Origin of the sequence: Streptomyces sp. NPDC019443 (assembly GCF_044389785.1) — a bacterium.
In the GTDB taxonomy this organism is placed as follows: domain Bacteria; phylum Actinomycetota; class Actinomycetes; order Streptomycetales; family Streptomycetaceae; genus Streptomyces.
This window is the reverse complement of record NZ_JBIRYJ010000001.1, coordinates 617901-631995: the sequence shown is the minus strand read 5'-3', so window position 1 is coordinate 631995 and position 14095 is coordinate 617901. Positions and strand designations below refer to the sequence as shown.

Sequence of the window (14095 nt, the reverse complement as noted above, 5' to 3'; positions counted from 1 at the left end):
CAGGTCAGGCGATCATGAAGTCGCGTACGGGCAGGGCGCGTTCGACGATGCGCACATCGCCGAGCCAGCCGTGCAGCAGCTGGTCGAGGGTGCCGCCGTACTCGTAGCCGCCCACCAGCCAGGGCAGGCCGAGGGTGGCGAGGCCGCTGGTGCGGGTGGCGGGGTTACGGGCGACCGGGCAGCCGTCGACGTACATCGTGGTGTGCTTTCCGTCGTTGACGACGGCGAGGTGCCACCAGACCTCGCGATCCAGCTCATGGCCCCAGTTGGTGACGGCTCCGGGCTGGTTGAGCGGAGCGGCCGCCCACTGCGGGCCGGGTCCGTCGGACAGGGAGAGGGTGGCGACGGGCTCTTCCGGGTCGCCTTCGGTCTTTCCGGCGGCGCCGAGTGTGCCGCGGCGGCTGAGGATCGAACCCCAGGCGTGGTGCCCGGCGTCCCAGTCGGCGGGGAGCTTGATGAACGCCTCGATGGTGTAGCCGGAGCGGAACGTCTTGGCGTTGAGCGGTGCGTTGCCCGCCGTACGCAGATACGCGCCGCGCAGCGGGGGCTTGCCGCCGTCGAAGTAGAGGCTGCCGTGGCCCGGCTGGTCGGGGTGGTGGCTCTCGGACCAGCGCAGGGCATCGGCCGGGGTGCCGGGGACCGTCTCCCGCGTCAGGTCGTTGCGGTTGCCCGACAGGTCGGGGACGCGGAGCGCGGCGTCGGCCGGGGAGCCGTCCTGGTGCGGGCCGTCGAAGCGCCAGTAGGCGACGGTGCCGGGAAGGAGCATCTTCGCGGCGGGGCGGGGTCCCCGGGCGGGGACCGGCGCGAATCCGGCGAAGCGCTTCTCGAAGTCGATGGGGACGGAGAAGCTGTCCTGGGGGCCGGTCATTTCGATCTCGCGGCGCTCCAGTTCGTTGAGCCCGTCGCCCGCGCGGCCGAGGATCCACGGGGAGATCGTTTCCACGTCGATGGTGTTCCTGGCGAGGTCGAAGCGGTAGAGGCGGATCATCGCGCTGCCGCCGTAGTAGCGGTTCTGGTAGTTGGTGATGTGCAGATGCACGTGGTGGCCGGCGGTGTTCTTGCGGGTGGTGCGGGCGGCGGGCCAGTAGTGGCCGTTGAGCGTGAGGAAGATCTGGTCGTGGTCGGCTATCAGCTCGTCCCACAGGTGCTTGCCGTGCGGAGAGAACTCGGCCTCGTCGCCGTACTGGTCCGCGTACACCAGCTCGTGCGTGGTCAGGACGACCGGCGTCTTCGGGTGCTTGGCGATGACGTCCCTGGCCCAGGCGAGAGAGGCCGCCGACGGCCGCCAGTCGAGGGCGAGGACCAGCCACTCGCGGCCGGCGGCGCGGAAGAGGTGGTACGTGTTGTAGCCGTCGGGCGTGGCCCCGCCGAAGGTGGGCAGCCCGCGCATCCGCTGCGGGCCGAAGGCGTCCAGGTAGGGGGTGCGGCCGCGTTGGTCGTCGGTCGAGGACTTGATGTCGTGGTTGCCTGCGAGGACGCTGTAGCCGACGCGCCGCCGGTCCAGGAGCTCGAAGGCCTCGCTCAGCGGTCCGAATTCGCGCGGCTGCCCGTTCTCGGTGAGATCGCCCAGATGGGACAGGAAGACGATGTTCTCGTCGCGCCCGTGGTCGAGTATGTAGCGCAGGGATGCCTCGACGGGCGCGGAGTTGATGCTGGCGCCGTCGAAGAGGTACTGGGTGTCCGGCATGACGACGAGCGTGAATCTGGGACTGTCGGGATCGGGACGCCAACTGGCAACGTTGTCAGCGGACTTCTGCTGCGGCAGGGCCGCGGCGGGCGCCGCGGCGGCCAGTCCCCCGGCGGCTGCGGCAGCGGTGGCCGCGCCTGTGAGTCCGGTGGCACGCAGGAACGTACGACGGCTCGCGGCGGGTGCGAGGGGGCCGTTGGGCTGGTGGAGCGGACTGCACATGGACGTCTCCGCGGTGCGTTCGTCGGGGTGAACGTGTGCACGGTAGGCGAGGGTCCGGGGCGCGACGGGGCCGGGTCGGCGACGTCCCGGCGAAGAAACCATGAATGACTCAGGCCGCGCGGGGCGGGGTGACGGTGGCTCAGCGGGCACGGCGGCGCGCGTCGGAGGGCGGCGGGATCAGCTGGAGGGCCAGGGTGGCCGGGGGTTCGGCGAGTCCCGGGCCGCCGGCGATGACCCACGCAAGGACGTCGTCCGTGGCATCGTCGTCGAGCGCCCAGCCGACCCAGGCCGCGCGGGCCCCTCTGCGCCGGCCCTCGCTGGAGGGCTGGACCACGATCACATTGGCCTGCCCGCAGGGCCCGAGGCACTCACTGGTCCGGACGGCAAGCCGCCCTCCGGAGCCCGCGGCGGCGGCGCGCAGCCTGGCCAACTGCCCTTCGTGGTCGGTGCCGGGGTTCTTGCGGCCGTCGCCGCAGCAGCATCCGCGGCAGACGACCAGAGTGCAGGGGCGGGCATGGAAGGGGCGTATGGCGTACGTCGTCGTCACGGGGCGATCTTGTCAGACGAGGGGCGCGGTTGGCCGGGGTGCGTGGGCGGCGGCGCTCACTGGGGCACAGGGGCGTCAGCGCCCGCGTACTGCGGCCGGGGAGGGGGTCAGGGAGGGGATCGGGGAGGGGAAAGACACCGCCTCCGTATCCCGCGCCCGCCGCTTCGCGATCACCGCGCACACCATCAACTGCATTTGGTGAAAGAGCATCAACGGCAGCACGGCGAAGCTCGCCTGCGCCCCGAACAGCACGCTCGCCATCGGCAGCCCCGCCGCCAAGCTCTTCTTCGAGCCCGCGAACTGGATCGCGATCCGGTCCGCCCGCCCGAAACCGAGCCGCTTCGAGCCGTACCACGTCAGCCCCAGCATCGCCGCCAGCAGCACCGCCTCGACCAGCAGCAGCGCCCCCAGCCGCAGCGGCGTCACCTGGTGCCAGACGCCCGCGACCATGCCTTCGCTGAAGGCCGTGTAGACGACCAGCAGGATCGAGCCGCGGTCGACATACCCGAGCGCCTTCTTGTGGCGGGTCAGGAAGCCGCCGATCCACCGCCTCAGCAATTGCCCCGCCAGGAACGGCACCAGCAGTTGGAGCACGATCTTCAGCAGCGAGTCCGCTGAGAAGCCGCCCGCGCCGCCGCCCAGCAGCAGGGCGGCGAGCAGCGGTGTCACGAGGATGCCGGCGAGGCTGGAGAAGGAACCGGCGCAGATCGCCGCCGGGACGTTGCCGCGGGCCATCGAGGTGAAGGCGATCGACGACTGGATGGTCGACGGGACCAGGCAGAGGAACAGCAGACCGCTGTAGAGCTGCGGGGTGAGCACGAGCGGCTCGAGGCCCCGCGCCGCGAGGCCCAGCAGCGGGAAGAGCAGGAACGTCGCGGCCAGCACCGTCAGATGGAGCCGCCAGTGCCTGAGCCCGTCGAGCGCCTCGCGCGTCGACAGCCGCGCCCCGTACAGGAAGAACAGCAGCGACACCGCGCCGGTCGACGCCCCGCCGACCACATCGGCCGTCGCGCCCGAGGCCGGGAGCAGAGCCGCGAGGACCACGGTCCCGAGCAGCGCCATGATGTACGGATCGATCGGCAGCCAGGACGGGAACTGCAACGCGCGGCGGCTCATGTGCTCCACTTGCTCTCGGTTCAGATCGTGCCCTCCCCATGCTCCTCCGGATCGGCGCGATCGGGAATCCCACATACCACGCTGACTGTCATCACGAATCGCGATGGGCCGCTAACCTAGAAGAATGTACGACCCGGTCCAGCTCCGTACCTTCCTCGCGGTCGCCCAGACCCTGAGCTTCACCCAGGCCGCCCGCCGGCTCGGGCTGCGGCAGTCGACGGTGAGCCAGCATGTGCGGCGGCTGGAGGACGCGACCGGGCGGCAGTTGTTCACCCGGGACACGCACAGCGTGGAACTCACCGAGGACGGCGAGGCGATGCTCGGCTTCGCCCGGACGATCCTGCAGGCGCACGAGCGCGCGGCCGCGTTCTTCACGGGTACGCGGCTGCGCGGGCGGCTGCGTTTCGGGGCGTCCGAGGACTTTGTCCTGACCCGGCTCCCGGAGATCCTGGAGTCGTTCCGGCGTGATCACCCCGAGGTCGATCTCGAGCTCACCGTCGAGCTGTCCGGCACGCTGCACGAGCAGTTGGCGGCCGGCCGGCTGGATCTGGTGCTCGCCAAGCGCCGGGCGGACGAATCCCACGGCGAGCTGGTCTGGCGCGATCGCATGATCTGGATCGCGGCCGACGGCGTACGCATCGATCCGGATCGCCCGGTCCCGCTGATCCTCTTCCCACCGCCGGCCGTGACCCGGGCCCGTGCGCTCGACGTCCTGGAGCGGCACGGCCGCCCGTGGCGCATCGCGTGTACGAGTGGCAGTCTCAGCGGCCTGGTCGCCGCCGCCCGCGCGGGTCTCGGCGTGATGGCCCACACCCGCGGACTGGTCCCGCCCGGCCTGGTGCCGGTCCCCGACCGCGCCGGGCTGCCGGAGCTGGGCACGGTGGACTTCGTACTGCTGCACGGCCGCCGCCGGAACGCGGCGCAGGAGGCCGCGGACGCGCTGGCCGCTGCGATCCTGGCGAGCGGCGACCGACTGCACGGACCGGTCGGCCGCTGAGTACGACCATCGCCCGCACCGCCCGCACCGGTTGTCCCGCCCGCACCAGTTGTCCCGGTTGTCCCGGGCAGGTACGGACCAAGATCCCGTCCCCCGTACAGCGACAGTGATCGCACCGTACAGATTCGGTGGAGATTCTGGCGCAGCTTACTTACCCTACGGTCAGAAACTCGCCCGAGCCTTCCCCATGTGGCCGGATATGCGCCGCTGACCTGTGGTGATGCCATTCGTCCACAGTTCTGGAAGGCTCTCCCGCCCGGCGGCCCGGTGGGGTACCGTCACGGCGCTGTGCGGGGAGCGCCACAAGGAGCAGCCATTGCGCGAGTTCACTGTCCCACCCATGGCCGCGGCGCCTCAGGTAGGCGGACTTGCGGACGCGGTCTTCGACTACGCCGCGGACGATCCTGACCGGGTCGCGCTCGGCCGCAAGGACGCGGCGGGCAACTGGCAGAACGTGAGCTCCGCGCAGTTCCGCGACGAAGTGCTGGCGCTGGCCAAGGGACTGATCGCGCACGGTGTGCGGTTCGGGGACCGCGTCGCGCTGATGTGCCCTACGCGCTACGAGTGGACGCTCTTCGACTTCGCTCTCTGGACGGTCGGTGCCCAGTCCATCCCGGTCTACCCCACCTCGTCAGCCGAGCAGGTCTTCTGGATGCTGCACGACGCCGAGGTGTCCGCGTGCATGGTGGAGCACGAGGACCACGCCATGACCATCGGCTCGGTGATCGACCGGCTGCCGCAGCTGAAGCGGTTGTGGCAGCTGGACGCCGGGGCCGTCGACGAACTGTTCCAGGCGGGCGGCCACATCGACGACGAGGTGGTGCACCGGCACCGGCGGGCCGTGACCCCCGACTCGATCGCCACCGTGATCTACACCTCCGGCACCACCGGCCGCCCCAAGGGCTGTGTGATCACCCACGCCAACTTCATGTTCGAGACCGACACCCTTATCGACCGATGGGAGCCGGTCTTCCACTCCAAGCCCGGCGACGAGACAGCCACGCTGCTCTTTCTGCCGCTCGCGCATGTCTTCGGGCGGATGGTCGAGGTCGCGGCGGTACGCGGCCGGGTCAAGCTCGGCCATCAGCCGGTGCTCCAAGCGAGCGCACTGCTGCCGGATCTGGCGGCCTTCCGGCCGACGTTCATCCTGGCAGTGCCGTACATCTTCGAGAAGGTCTTCAACGCCGCCCGCCGCAAGGCCGAGGCGGAGGGGAAGACGGGCCCCTTCGACAAGGCGGTCGATGTGGCGGTGAAGTACGCGGAGGCGATGGAGCACCGGGCCTTCGGCCTCGGCCCCGGCCCGTCCGCCGGACTGCGGATACAGCACCAGCTCTTCGAGAAGCTCGTGTACGGCAAGGTCCGCGACGCGATGGGCGGCCGCGTCCGGCACGCGATGTCCGGCGGCTCCGGCATGAACCGGCAGCTCGGCCTCTTCTTCGAGGGTGCGGGCGTCACCGTCTTCGAGGGTTACGGACTCACCGAGTCGACCGCGGCGGCGACGGCGAACCCGCCCGAGCGCACGCGGTACGGCACGGTCGGCCAGCCGATCCCCGGCACCACGGTGCACATCGCGGAGGACGGCGAGGTGTGGCTGCACGGCGCCCATATCTTCTCCGGATATCTGGGCGACCCGAAGTCCACCGACGCCGTGCTGCACGACGGCTGGCTGGCCACCGGCGATCTCGGAGCGCTCGACGAGGACGGCTATCTGACCATCACCGGGCGCAAGAAGGAGATCCTGGTGACCTCGGGCGGCAAGAGCGTCTCCCCCGTGGGCCTGGAGGAGCGGGTGCGCAGCCATCCGCTGGTCGCCCAGTGCATCGTCGTCGGCAATGACCGTCCGTACATCGCGGCCCTGGTCACCGTGGACCAGGAGGCCGTCGACCACTGGCTCGCCATGCAGAACAAAGCGCCGCTTCCACCGGCCGAGCTGGTGCGGGACCCGGATCTGGAGAGGGAGATCCGCCGGGCGGTGGTGGCCGCCAACACCCTGGTGTCGAAGGCCGAGTCGATCCGTACGTTCCGGATACTGGCGCACCCCTTCAGCGAGGAGCTCGGTCTGCTCACCCCCTCGCTGAAGCTCAAGCGGAAGGCGATCGAGGCGGCGTACGCGGTCGAGGTGGACGCGCTCTACACCTGAGCACGCAGTGGCGCGGCGGCCGAGGTACGCGCCGACCCGAAGGACCTCGACACGTACCTCGACACGTACCTCGACACCTACCTCGACGCTTGCCTCGGTACGAACACCGCCCAGTTCTGTGCAGCAGGGCAGCAGGGCAGCAGGGCTAGCTGATCGTCACCCGGAAGATCTTGTCCGAGCCGGCCGGCTCACCTCCGTTCCCGTCCGCGTTGGTCGTGGAGAGCCACAGCTGGTTCGAGCCGGGCACCTTGGTGACCGCGCGCAGCCGCCCGTACGTGCCGACGTAGTGCGCCTTCGCCGTACCGACGTTCTCGTTGCCGGCGTTGATCGGGATCTGCCAGAGCCGCTCGCCCCGCAGCGCCGCCATGTAGACCGCGCCGTCGACGACGGCGATGCCGCTGGGCGAGGCCTCGGCGACGCCCCAGGTCTTCTTCGGGTTGGTCATGCCGGAGACGGAGCAGTTGCCCTCGCAGGTCGGCCAGCCGTAGTTCTTGCCGGACTTGATGAGGTTGAGCTCGTCCTTGGAGCTCTGGCCGAGCTCGGCCTCCCACAGGCGGCCCTGGGCGTCGAAGGCGATGCCCTGCGGATTGCGGTGGCCCAGGCTGAAGATGTGGTTGTTGAACGGGTTGCCCGGCGCCGGCTTGCCGTCCTTCGTCAGCCGGAGGATCTTGCCGTTGAGGGAGTTCTTGTCCTGGGCGAGGCTGGTGGTCTGGGCATCGCCAGTGGTGGCGTACAGATAGCCGTCCGGACCGAAGGCCAGCCGGCCGCCGTTGTGGTACTTCGCCTTCTTGATCCCCTGAAGGATGGCCTTGTAGCCGGTGAGCGACGTGCCGTCGTACGTCATACGCGCGATGCGATTGCCGTCGGACGAGGTGTGCATGAAGTACACGTAGTGGTTCGACGCCCAGTCCGGGTCGACGGCGACGCCCATCAGCCCGCCTTCGCCGCCTGTGGTCTGGGAGTTGGGGACGGAGCCGACCTGAGTCTTCGCGCCGGACGGCGTCACCTTGAAGACCTTGAAGGAATTGCGCTCGGTGACCAGGGCGGTGGAGCCGTCGGGCATCCAGTACGTGCCCCAGGGGATGGACCAGCCGGTGGAGATGGTGGTGATGGCGGTCGGCGCGCCGGCCGCGCCGACGTCCTTCGGCTCGGTGGTATTCGGCTCGGTGGCGCCCGCGGACTGGACGAGACCGGCGACGAGCGCCGCGGCACCTGCCGCGGCAGCCGTGCCGAACAGAGCCTTCTTCGACTTGCTGCGGTGCATGTATTCCTCCGTGGGGGGTGGGGGGTGTGTCGGCCCGTGCGGTGTCAGCCCGCGTACTGGGCGACGATCTTGGTGTAGGCGTACGGCTGCCGCGCGTAGGCCAGGATCGTCTTGAAGTCGTTCAGGGTGACCGTCTCGCCGGCCACGTCCGTCTTGCCGTTCATCGAGGAGACGCCGATGTGCTGGCAGGCGACGGTGTCGCTGTAGCCGTCCGCGCCGCGCCGAGCGCGGACCTGCGGAGCGCAGTGGTGGGGGGTCGCACGTCTGTTATCCCCTGTCGAGATAGTCGAGGTTGGGTGCGCCGTTGGCCGTGGTGGCGGTGACCCGGACGGTGTTGGCGCCTGCCTTGAGCGGGACGGTGAGGCTGGAGTCGGCCCAGGTGGTCCAGGCGCCCGTGCCGTTGAAGGCCCGGCCCGCAGAGACGACCGCGCCGTTGACGGAGACGTCCATCGGGCGGCCCGCCGTGGTGCCGTTGGCGTATCGGATGGTCAGTGCCGCGTCGCGTGCGGTCGCCGATTCGACCGTCCACTCCACATAGGCGCCCGCCGCGTTCGGGGTGTTGACGAAGCCGGTGCCGCTGAAGCCGCCGTGATCGGCGTCGACGGTCGATCCCGCGATGTACGAAGCGTTCTCGGCCTCGTACCGCGCGGTGGTGCCCGACTGCGGTGTGGCCCGGATCAGCCGGGTCTCCCCCGGCCGCAGGGTCACGCTGTAGGAACCGTTGACGGTGCCGCCGCTCTGGCCGGACCACAGGTCGGTGACGGCGGCGGCCCCGGAGAAGCCGACCTGCGGCCAGTTCACGCTGACGGTCTGGTTGCCCGAGGTGCCGGTGTTGAAGAGGGCAACGATGTAGTCACCGCCCGCCTCACGCTTGCTCCAGACCTGTTTCGGGCTGGAGTTGACGATCCGTTTGGCGGCGACGCCGTCCTGGTTGACCTCGATCAGCCGGTCGTTCGTCAGCATCGCCTTGTCGGTGGCGGTGAGCGTGGTGAGGTCGGTGCCGAGCAGCAGCGGGGACGCGGCCATCGCCCACAGCGTCATGTGCGAGCGCCGCTGGTCGGCGGTGAGGCCGACCTGGTCGCCGTTGCCGATCTCGAGGGAGTCCAGGTCGTTCCAGCCGCCCGGCCCCGCGTACTGCTGCCAGTTCGCGGCCGAGGTGAAGCGGGAGGTCACCTTGTCCCACGTGGTGAGCGGAAAGCCGCTGCCGTTGGGCCCCGGGCCGCAGTAGCACTCGACATCGCCCTGGGTGCGCCAGCTGTTGGCGAGCTGTCGCCAGGTGGGCGCGTCCGCGATGGCGAGGTTGTTGGAGAGCGCGTAGTTGATGGGCCGGCCCGAGGCGCGCAGAGCCTTGTCCCAGGCGCGGACGTCGGGGATGTCATGGCTGCCGACGCCGTCGATCTTGAGGTAGTCGACTCCCCAGGAAGCGAACTGGCGGGCCCAGGAGTTGATGAATTCCTGGGAGCCGGGCTTGCTGTAGTCGATGTAGTACATGTTCTTGCAGTTGTAGTTCTTCTCCTGCTTGGACGTGTCGGCGATGTCCTTCGCGCGGTACGAGGTCCCCTCGACCGGTGTGTTCCTGGTGACGGCGTTCTTGGCGATGCCGGGGGTGACGTAGAAGCCGAACTTCAGCCCTTTGGAGTGGATGTAGTCCGCGAGCGCCTTGATGCCGGAGGGGAATTTCGCCTCGTCGACGGCCCACCGTCCGTACTGGTCGACGACGAAGCCGTTGGAGTCGCACTTCTGGTAGAAGTCGTCGAGGTTGACATAGACGTAGCCGTGGTCCTTGAGACCGCTGCTGACCAGCGCGTCTGCCTGGGCCTTCATTTTGGCCTCGGTGGGCCAGCGGCGTACGAAACTCCAGCTGGACCAGCCCATCGCGGGCCGGACGGACAGTCCGTTGTCGGAGGCTGCAGCCTCCTGCTGCGGCGGTGCCATCAGGAATCCGGCCGTGGCGAGCGCGAGGCCGAGCGCCCCGGTGAGGAGAGTTCTCAGACGTTTCATCTACGGCTCCACGTCGAGGTGGTCGAGGTTGGGCGCGCCGCCCGCACTGGTGGCGGTGACCCGGATGGTGTTCGCGCCTGCCGTGAGCGGGACGGTGAGGGTGGAGCCGGTCCAGGTGGTCCATGCGCCGGTCGGGCCGAAGGATCTGCCCGCCTGGACGGCGCTGCCGTTGACGGACACGTCCATCGGGCGGTCGGTGGTACCGCCGTTGGCGTACCGGAGGGTCACGGCGGCGCTGCGCGCCGCCGTCGAGCTCACACTCCACTCCACATACGCGCCTGCCTCATTGGCTGTGTTGACGAAGCCGGTTCCGGAGTAGCCCGCGTGATCGCTGTCGACGGTGGACCCGGCGGAGTAGGTCCCGCTCTCCGCCTCGTACCGGTTTGGTGCGGGCGGCGTCCCGCCGCCCGCGTACGCGGTCCCGATCCACGCCTCGTCCATCCGCAGCCGCTTGTAGCGGGTCGAATCGCTTGACGCCGCATGGGTGTTGACGACTTCGAGGCGCACATGGCGGGCCGTGGTCGCCGGAATGCCGATGACGGCGACGCCTCGTCGGCTGGGCAGGCTGCCGCTCTTGACCGGGCTCCCCCAGTTGGCGCCGTCGCTGCTGACGTAGACGCGGTAGTCCCTTATCCGCGCGGACTGCTCGGTGCCGGAGCGTGCGTAACTCACCGAGTCCTCACGCTGGTTGACGCCGAGATACTGCACCCGCTTGGCCGATCCGAGATCGAAGCGGAGCGAGACCGGGGTGGTCTTGTTGCTGTCCCAGTAGGTGCGGTAGTCGCCGTCGGCCGCGGCCGCGGCGCCATGACCACTCGCCGACGCACTGGCGCTCATCGTGTACGAGGAGACGGGGATGATCCCTTCGCGGCCGCCGGTAGTGGTGACCTTGAAGACGGTGTCGTACGCATCCCAGCCGCCGAGGCCGGTCAGGCTGAGCGTGCCGCCGCCCTGGCTGTACGCAATGGGCGCGCCGGTACGGAGGTTGGTCACGCCCGTCACCCGGTAGCCGTTGTCCCGCAGCCGCAGGGTGGAGGTGGACGGTGGGGTCAGCACATGGATGTAGTGCTTGCCGGGGTCGGTCCTGCTGATGGTGGTGACGCCGTGCGCGCCGTCGTTCCAGAAGCCGGGCGCGAGACCGCCGTGCAGATAGCCGCCGCCTTCGGTGCCGTTCAGCGACTCCCAGATCTGGTCGAGATAGCCGTCGGCGAAGTTGTTGAAGCTCGCCTGGTTCGACGGGAATCTGCCGTTCAGCATCGCCGTCTCGGCCATCAGGGCCTTGACCGAAGACCCGGCGTTGGTGATCAGCCGGCCGAGGGTGAGCTTACGGTCGACGGACGAGTCGGAGCCGGTGTACCACCAGGAGCCGCTGGAGGGGAGCTTGAAGTCGGCCTCGATCAGCCGCGGGGCCGCTGTGTAGACCGCCTGCGGGTAGTCGTACGCCGGGGACATGCCGGTCTTCTGCTCATTGCTGATCATGTCCATGATCGGCGTGTCTTCGTTGTTGTTGCTGATGGTGTAGTTCGGTCGGCGCTCGTAGACCTTGGCGTAGAGGTTGTTCCGCTCCCAATAGGCGTTGTCGTTGTCGATCCAGAAGCCGCCGAGCTCCGGATAGCGGTCCATGACCTCGAAGAAGAGGTCGTAGGAGTACTCCCCGAAGCCGTCCCGGGTGTGCAGATCGACGGTGCGGCCCTTGTAGTCCGAGTACGCCTTGGAGTTGAGCCACTCGTTCCCGCCCTCGGCGTGCCACTGCGGGTCGTCGGTCATATAGAGGATCGTCTTGAGCCCCTTGGCCTTGGCCGCCGCGATCAGCTCACCGAGGAAGTCCCGTTTGGTGGCGCAGCTGCCAGGGACCTTGGACGGCCAGGGGCGTGCGTAGCCGAGCCGGCTGTGGAAGGTGGCGAGGACCAGATACTGCGCGTGCAGCTTCTGGGCCTCGGTCACCCAGTAGTCGGCGTTCCAGCCGCCGTTGGTCACATCCGTCTCCCAGCCGCTGCAACTGGTGTGGGAGGGGGCGGTGCGCTGGCCCCAGTGCAGGAACAGGCCGGATACGGAGGAGCGCAGGAAGTCCTGGCGCGGGTGCTGCAGGTCGGCGCGCGCGGGGCCCGGCAGGGTGAGCGCGCCGAGGAGAAGCGCGCCAACCAGCAGCAGACGCGCCCAGAGGCGTCTGGTCATGCCGGGCCGTCCAGGTAGTCGAGATTGGGTGCGCCGCTCGCCGCGGTGGCGGTGGCCCGTACGGTGTTGGCGCCCGCCTTCAGTGCGACGGGCAGGGTGACGGTTCGCCAGCTGGTCCAGGCGCCGGTGCCCGCGAAGGGGGAGGCGACGGCGACGGTGACGCCGTTGACGGTGATGTCCATCGGGCGCGCGGTGGTGGTGCCGTTGGCGTAGGCGAGGATGAGGTCGGCGGTGCCCGCCGTCGTGGCGTTCACCGTCCACTCCACATACGCGCCCACCGCGTTGGCCGTGTTGACGAAGCCCGTGCCGGAGAAGCCGGTGTGGTCGGAGTCGACGCTCGAGCCCGCGGAGTAGGCGGCGTTCTCCGCCTCGTACCGGGTCGGCGAGGGGCCGCCGCCGTCGCAGTTCTGGCTGGAGCCGGTCTGGCTGACGCGCAGCGCGCCGCCGCCGGTATTGGCACTGTTCGCGACGCAGTAGCCGTTCACGGTCTGGAAGAGGAGATCGGACGGGCTGTTGCTGCCGCGCTGGGCGGTGAAGCGGTCGAAGCGGATGCCGGTGCTGTTGTTGGCGATGACGGCGGGCCGGCCGTCGTTGGCCGCGAACCGCACCTCGCTGTCGGTGAAGCGGACGTTGTCGGCGTTCCGGATGTACCAGCCGTAGGCGGGGCGTGTGCCGATCGCCTTGGGGTTGTAGTCCTTGGGGTCGTTGCCCGGCGGGTTGGTGGACATGGTGCCGTTGCCGCCGGGCACGGTGATGTCGACGTTGGTGAAGGTGATGTCGTGGATGCGGCCGCTGCCGGACTCGCCCCACAGGGTCGGCGAGAAGGACGGGGTGGTGCCGTTGGCCTTGATGTTGGTGTACGTGATGTTGCTGATTGAGCCGACGCCGGGATTGTTCCCGCACCGTTTTCTCGTACCGACCTTCTGCATGATCGGCGAGCGGACATCGGTCATGGTGATGTCCTTGTAGTGGACGTCGGAGATCTTCGCGCCGTCCATGGAGACCAAACCGAGGCCGGACTTGTCCGAGCCCTTGATGGTGATCCGCTCGAAGCGGTAGTCGGTGAAGTCGCCGCAGGTCTCGGAGCCGAACATCAGCGCGTTGCAGCAGCCGGCGGAGAGATAGGAGTCGGTGACGGTGACATGCCCGTTGTTGAGCTTGGCGCCGAGCGCGTAGTCGCTCTTGAAGGCGAGCGCGTCGTCGTTCGCCTCCAGATGGGCATTAGTGATCTTGACGTTGGTTGTCGAGATGATGTTCCAGCCGTCGCGGTCCATGGCCGTGTCGATGACGAGCCGGTCGGAGACGACGTTGTCGCAGTTGTTGATGAGCGCCGCGAAGTGGCCGCCCTCGCGCAGGGTGATACCGCTGAGGGTGAGGTTCTTGCAGCGGGTGAGCGAGATGATCTTGTCGGCCTCGCCCGACTTCGGGTTGCCGGTGATCAGTGCGCCGTCGCCGTCGATGACGCCGGAGCCGGTGAATCCGATGTTGGTGAGGTTGTCGCCGTAGATCATGGCGTTGTGGAAGTGACTGTGGCCGTAGTCCTGGTAGTCGTCCCACTGGTTCGACTCGGGCGGGTCATAGGTGTCCGCGCCGTTGCCGCTGATCGTCGACCCTGCGTCCAGTTGCAGGGTGACATTGCTCTTCATCCTGATGGTGTTCTTGGACTCGTACGTCCCCGAGGGGAAGCGGACGATCCCGCCACCGGCCGTGTTGGCGGCGGTGATGGCCTTGTTGATGGCCGAGGTGTCGTTGGTGGAGCCGTTGCCCACCGCACCGTAGTCACGGACGTTGAATTCGGCCGCGGCGGGTGCGGGTGCCGTCGCGGCCGCCGGCGCGGCGAGCGGGGGTGGTGCGGCCGGTTCCGCCACGGCCGGCGGCCGGGCCACGCCCAGCGCGACCAGGAAGCCCAGTAAGGCGGTAGCGGCTGTTCTCCGTAATCTGGTCAT

The 14095-nt window shown here is 69.0% G+C and carries 9 protein-coding genes; 2 read left to right on the top strand and 7 right to left on the bottom strand.

Annotated features, from left to right (window positions below):
• Window positions 1-4: 4 nt before the first annotated feature.
• The 3 genes from ACH492_RS02895 to ACH492_RS02885 form a co-directional block, all read right to left on the bottom strand.
• Complete coding sequence (locus ACH492_RS02895; RefSeq protein ID WP_398982087.1) at window positions 5-1909, bottom strand: LamG-like jellyroll fold domain-containing protein; 1905 nt, start codon at window positions 1907-1909, stop codon at window positions 5-7.
• A gap of 139 nt (window positions 1910-2048) precedes the next feature.
• Complete coding sequence (locus ACH492_RS02890) at window positions 2049-2456, bottom strand: (2Fe-2S) ferredoxin domain-containing protein (RefSeq protein ID WP_398982085.1); 408 nt, start codon at window positions 2454-2456, stop codon at window positions 2049-2051.
• A gap of 75 nt (window positions 2457-2531) precedes the next feature.
• Window positions 2532-3572, bottom strand: coding sequence for a bile acid:sodium symporter family protein (locus ACH492_RS02885; protein ID WP_398982083.1), 1041 nt, complete (start codon window positions 3570-3572; stop codon window positions 2532-2534).
• Window positions 3573-3696: 124 nt separating this feature from the next.
• Here ACH492_RS02885 and ACH492_RS02880 point away from each other — a divergent pair, with 124 nt between their 5' ends.
• Both ACH492_RS02880 and ACH492_RS02875 read left to right on the top strand, forming a co-directional pair.
• On the top strand, window positions 3697-4569 hold the full coding sequence (locus ACH492_RS02880) for a LysR substrate-binding domain-containing protein (RefSeq protein ID WP_398982081.1): 873 nt from the start codon (window positions 3697-3699) through the stop codon (window positions 4567-4569).
• 340 nt (window positions 4570-4909) lie between these two features.
• Window positions 4910-6709 carry an AMP-dependent synthetase/ligase gene (locus ACH492_RS02875; protein ID WP_398983265.1) on the top strand — a complete coding sequence of 600 codons (1800 nt, stop codon included), beginning with the start codon at window positions 4910-4912 and terminating at the stop codon, window positions 6707-6709.
• Window positions 6710-6854: 145 nt separating this feature from the next.
• On the opposite strand, the gene ACH492_RS02870 is transcribed toward ACH492_RS02875, so the two are convergent.
• From ACH492_RS02870 to ACH492_RS02855, 4 genes are all read right to left on the bottom strand, one after another.
• A complete protein-coding gene (locus ACH492_RS02870) occupies window positions 6855-7973 on the bottom strand; it encodes a PQQ-dependent sugar dehydrogenase (protein ID WP_398982079.1) in 1119 nt (372 codons plus the stop codon).
• A gap of 267 nt (window positions 7974-8240) precedes the next feature.
• The gene (locus ACH492_RS02865) at window positions 8241-9974 is read right to left on the bottom strand and encodes a CBM35 domain-containing protein (protein WP_398982077.1); all 1734 of its coding nucleotides are present in this window, start codon (window positions 9972-9974) and stop codon (window positions 8241-8243) included.
• Complete coding sequence (locus tag ACH492_RS02860; protein WP_398982075.1) at window positions 9975-12149, bottom strand: discoidin domain-containing protein; 2175 nt, start codon at window positions 12147-12149, stop codon at window positions 9975-9977.
• Window positions 12146-14095, bottom strand: a complete 1950-nt coding sequence (locus ACH492_RS02855; RefSeq protein ID WP_398982073.1) for a glycosyl hydrolase family 28 protein — start codon at window positions 14093-14095, stop codon at window positions 12146-12148. The genes ACH492_RS02860 and ACH492_RS02855 overlap by 4 nt, the downstream gene beginning before the upstream one ends.

Excerpts from the sequence above, each read along its gene's own strand:
- ACH492_RS02855 (WP_398982073.1), bottom strand. The coding sequence starts at position 14,095 with ATGACCAGATTACGGAGAACAGCCGCTACCGCCTTACTGGGCTTCCTG.
- ACH492_RS02870 (WP_398982079.1), bottom strand. The coding sequence starts at position 7,973 with ATGCACCGCAGCAAGTCGAAGAAGGCTCTGTTCGGCACGGCTGCCGCG.
- ACH492_RS02860 (WP_398982075.1), bottom strand. The coding sequence starts at position 12,149 with ATGACCAGACGCCTCTGGGCGCGTCTGCTGCTGGTTGGCGCGCTTCTC.
- ACH492_RS02865 (WP_398982077.1), bottom strand. The coding sequence starts at position 9,974 with ATGAAACGTCTGAGAACTCTCCTCACCGGGGCGCTCGGCCTCGCGCTC.
- ACH492_RS02880 (WP_398982081.1), top strand. The coding sequence starts at position 3,697 with ATGTACGACCCGGTCCAGCTCCGTACCTTCCTCGCGGTCGCCCAGACC.
- ACH492_RS02895 (WP_398982087.1), bottom strand. The coding sequence starts at position 1,909 with ATGTGCAGTCCGCTCCACCAGCCCAACGGCCCCCTCGCACCCGCCGCG.
- ACH492_RS02875 (WP_398983265.1), top strand. The coding sequence starts at position 4,910 with ATGGCCGCGGCGCCTCAGGTAGGCGGACTTGCGGACGCGGTCTTCGAC.
- ACH492_RS02885 (WP_398982083.1), bottom strand. The coding sequence starts at position 3,572 with ATGAGCCGCCGCGCGTTGCAGTTCCCGTCCTGGCTGCCGATCGATCCG.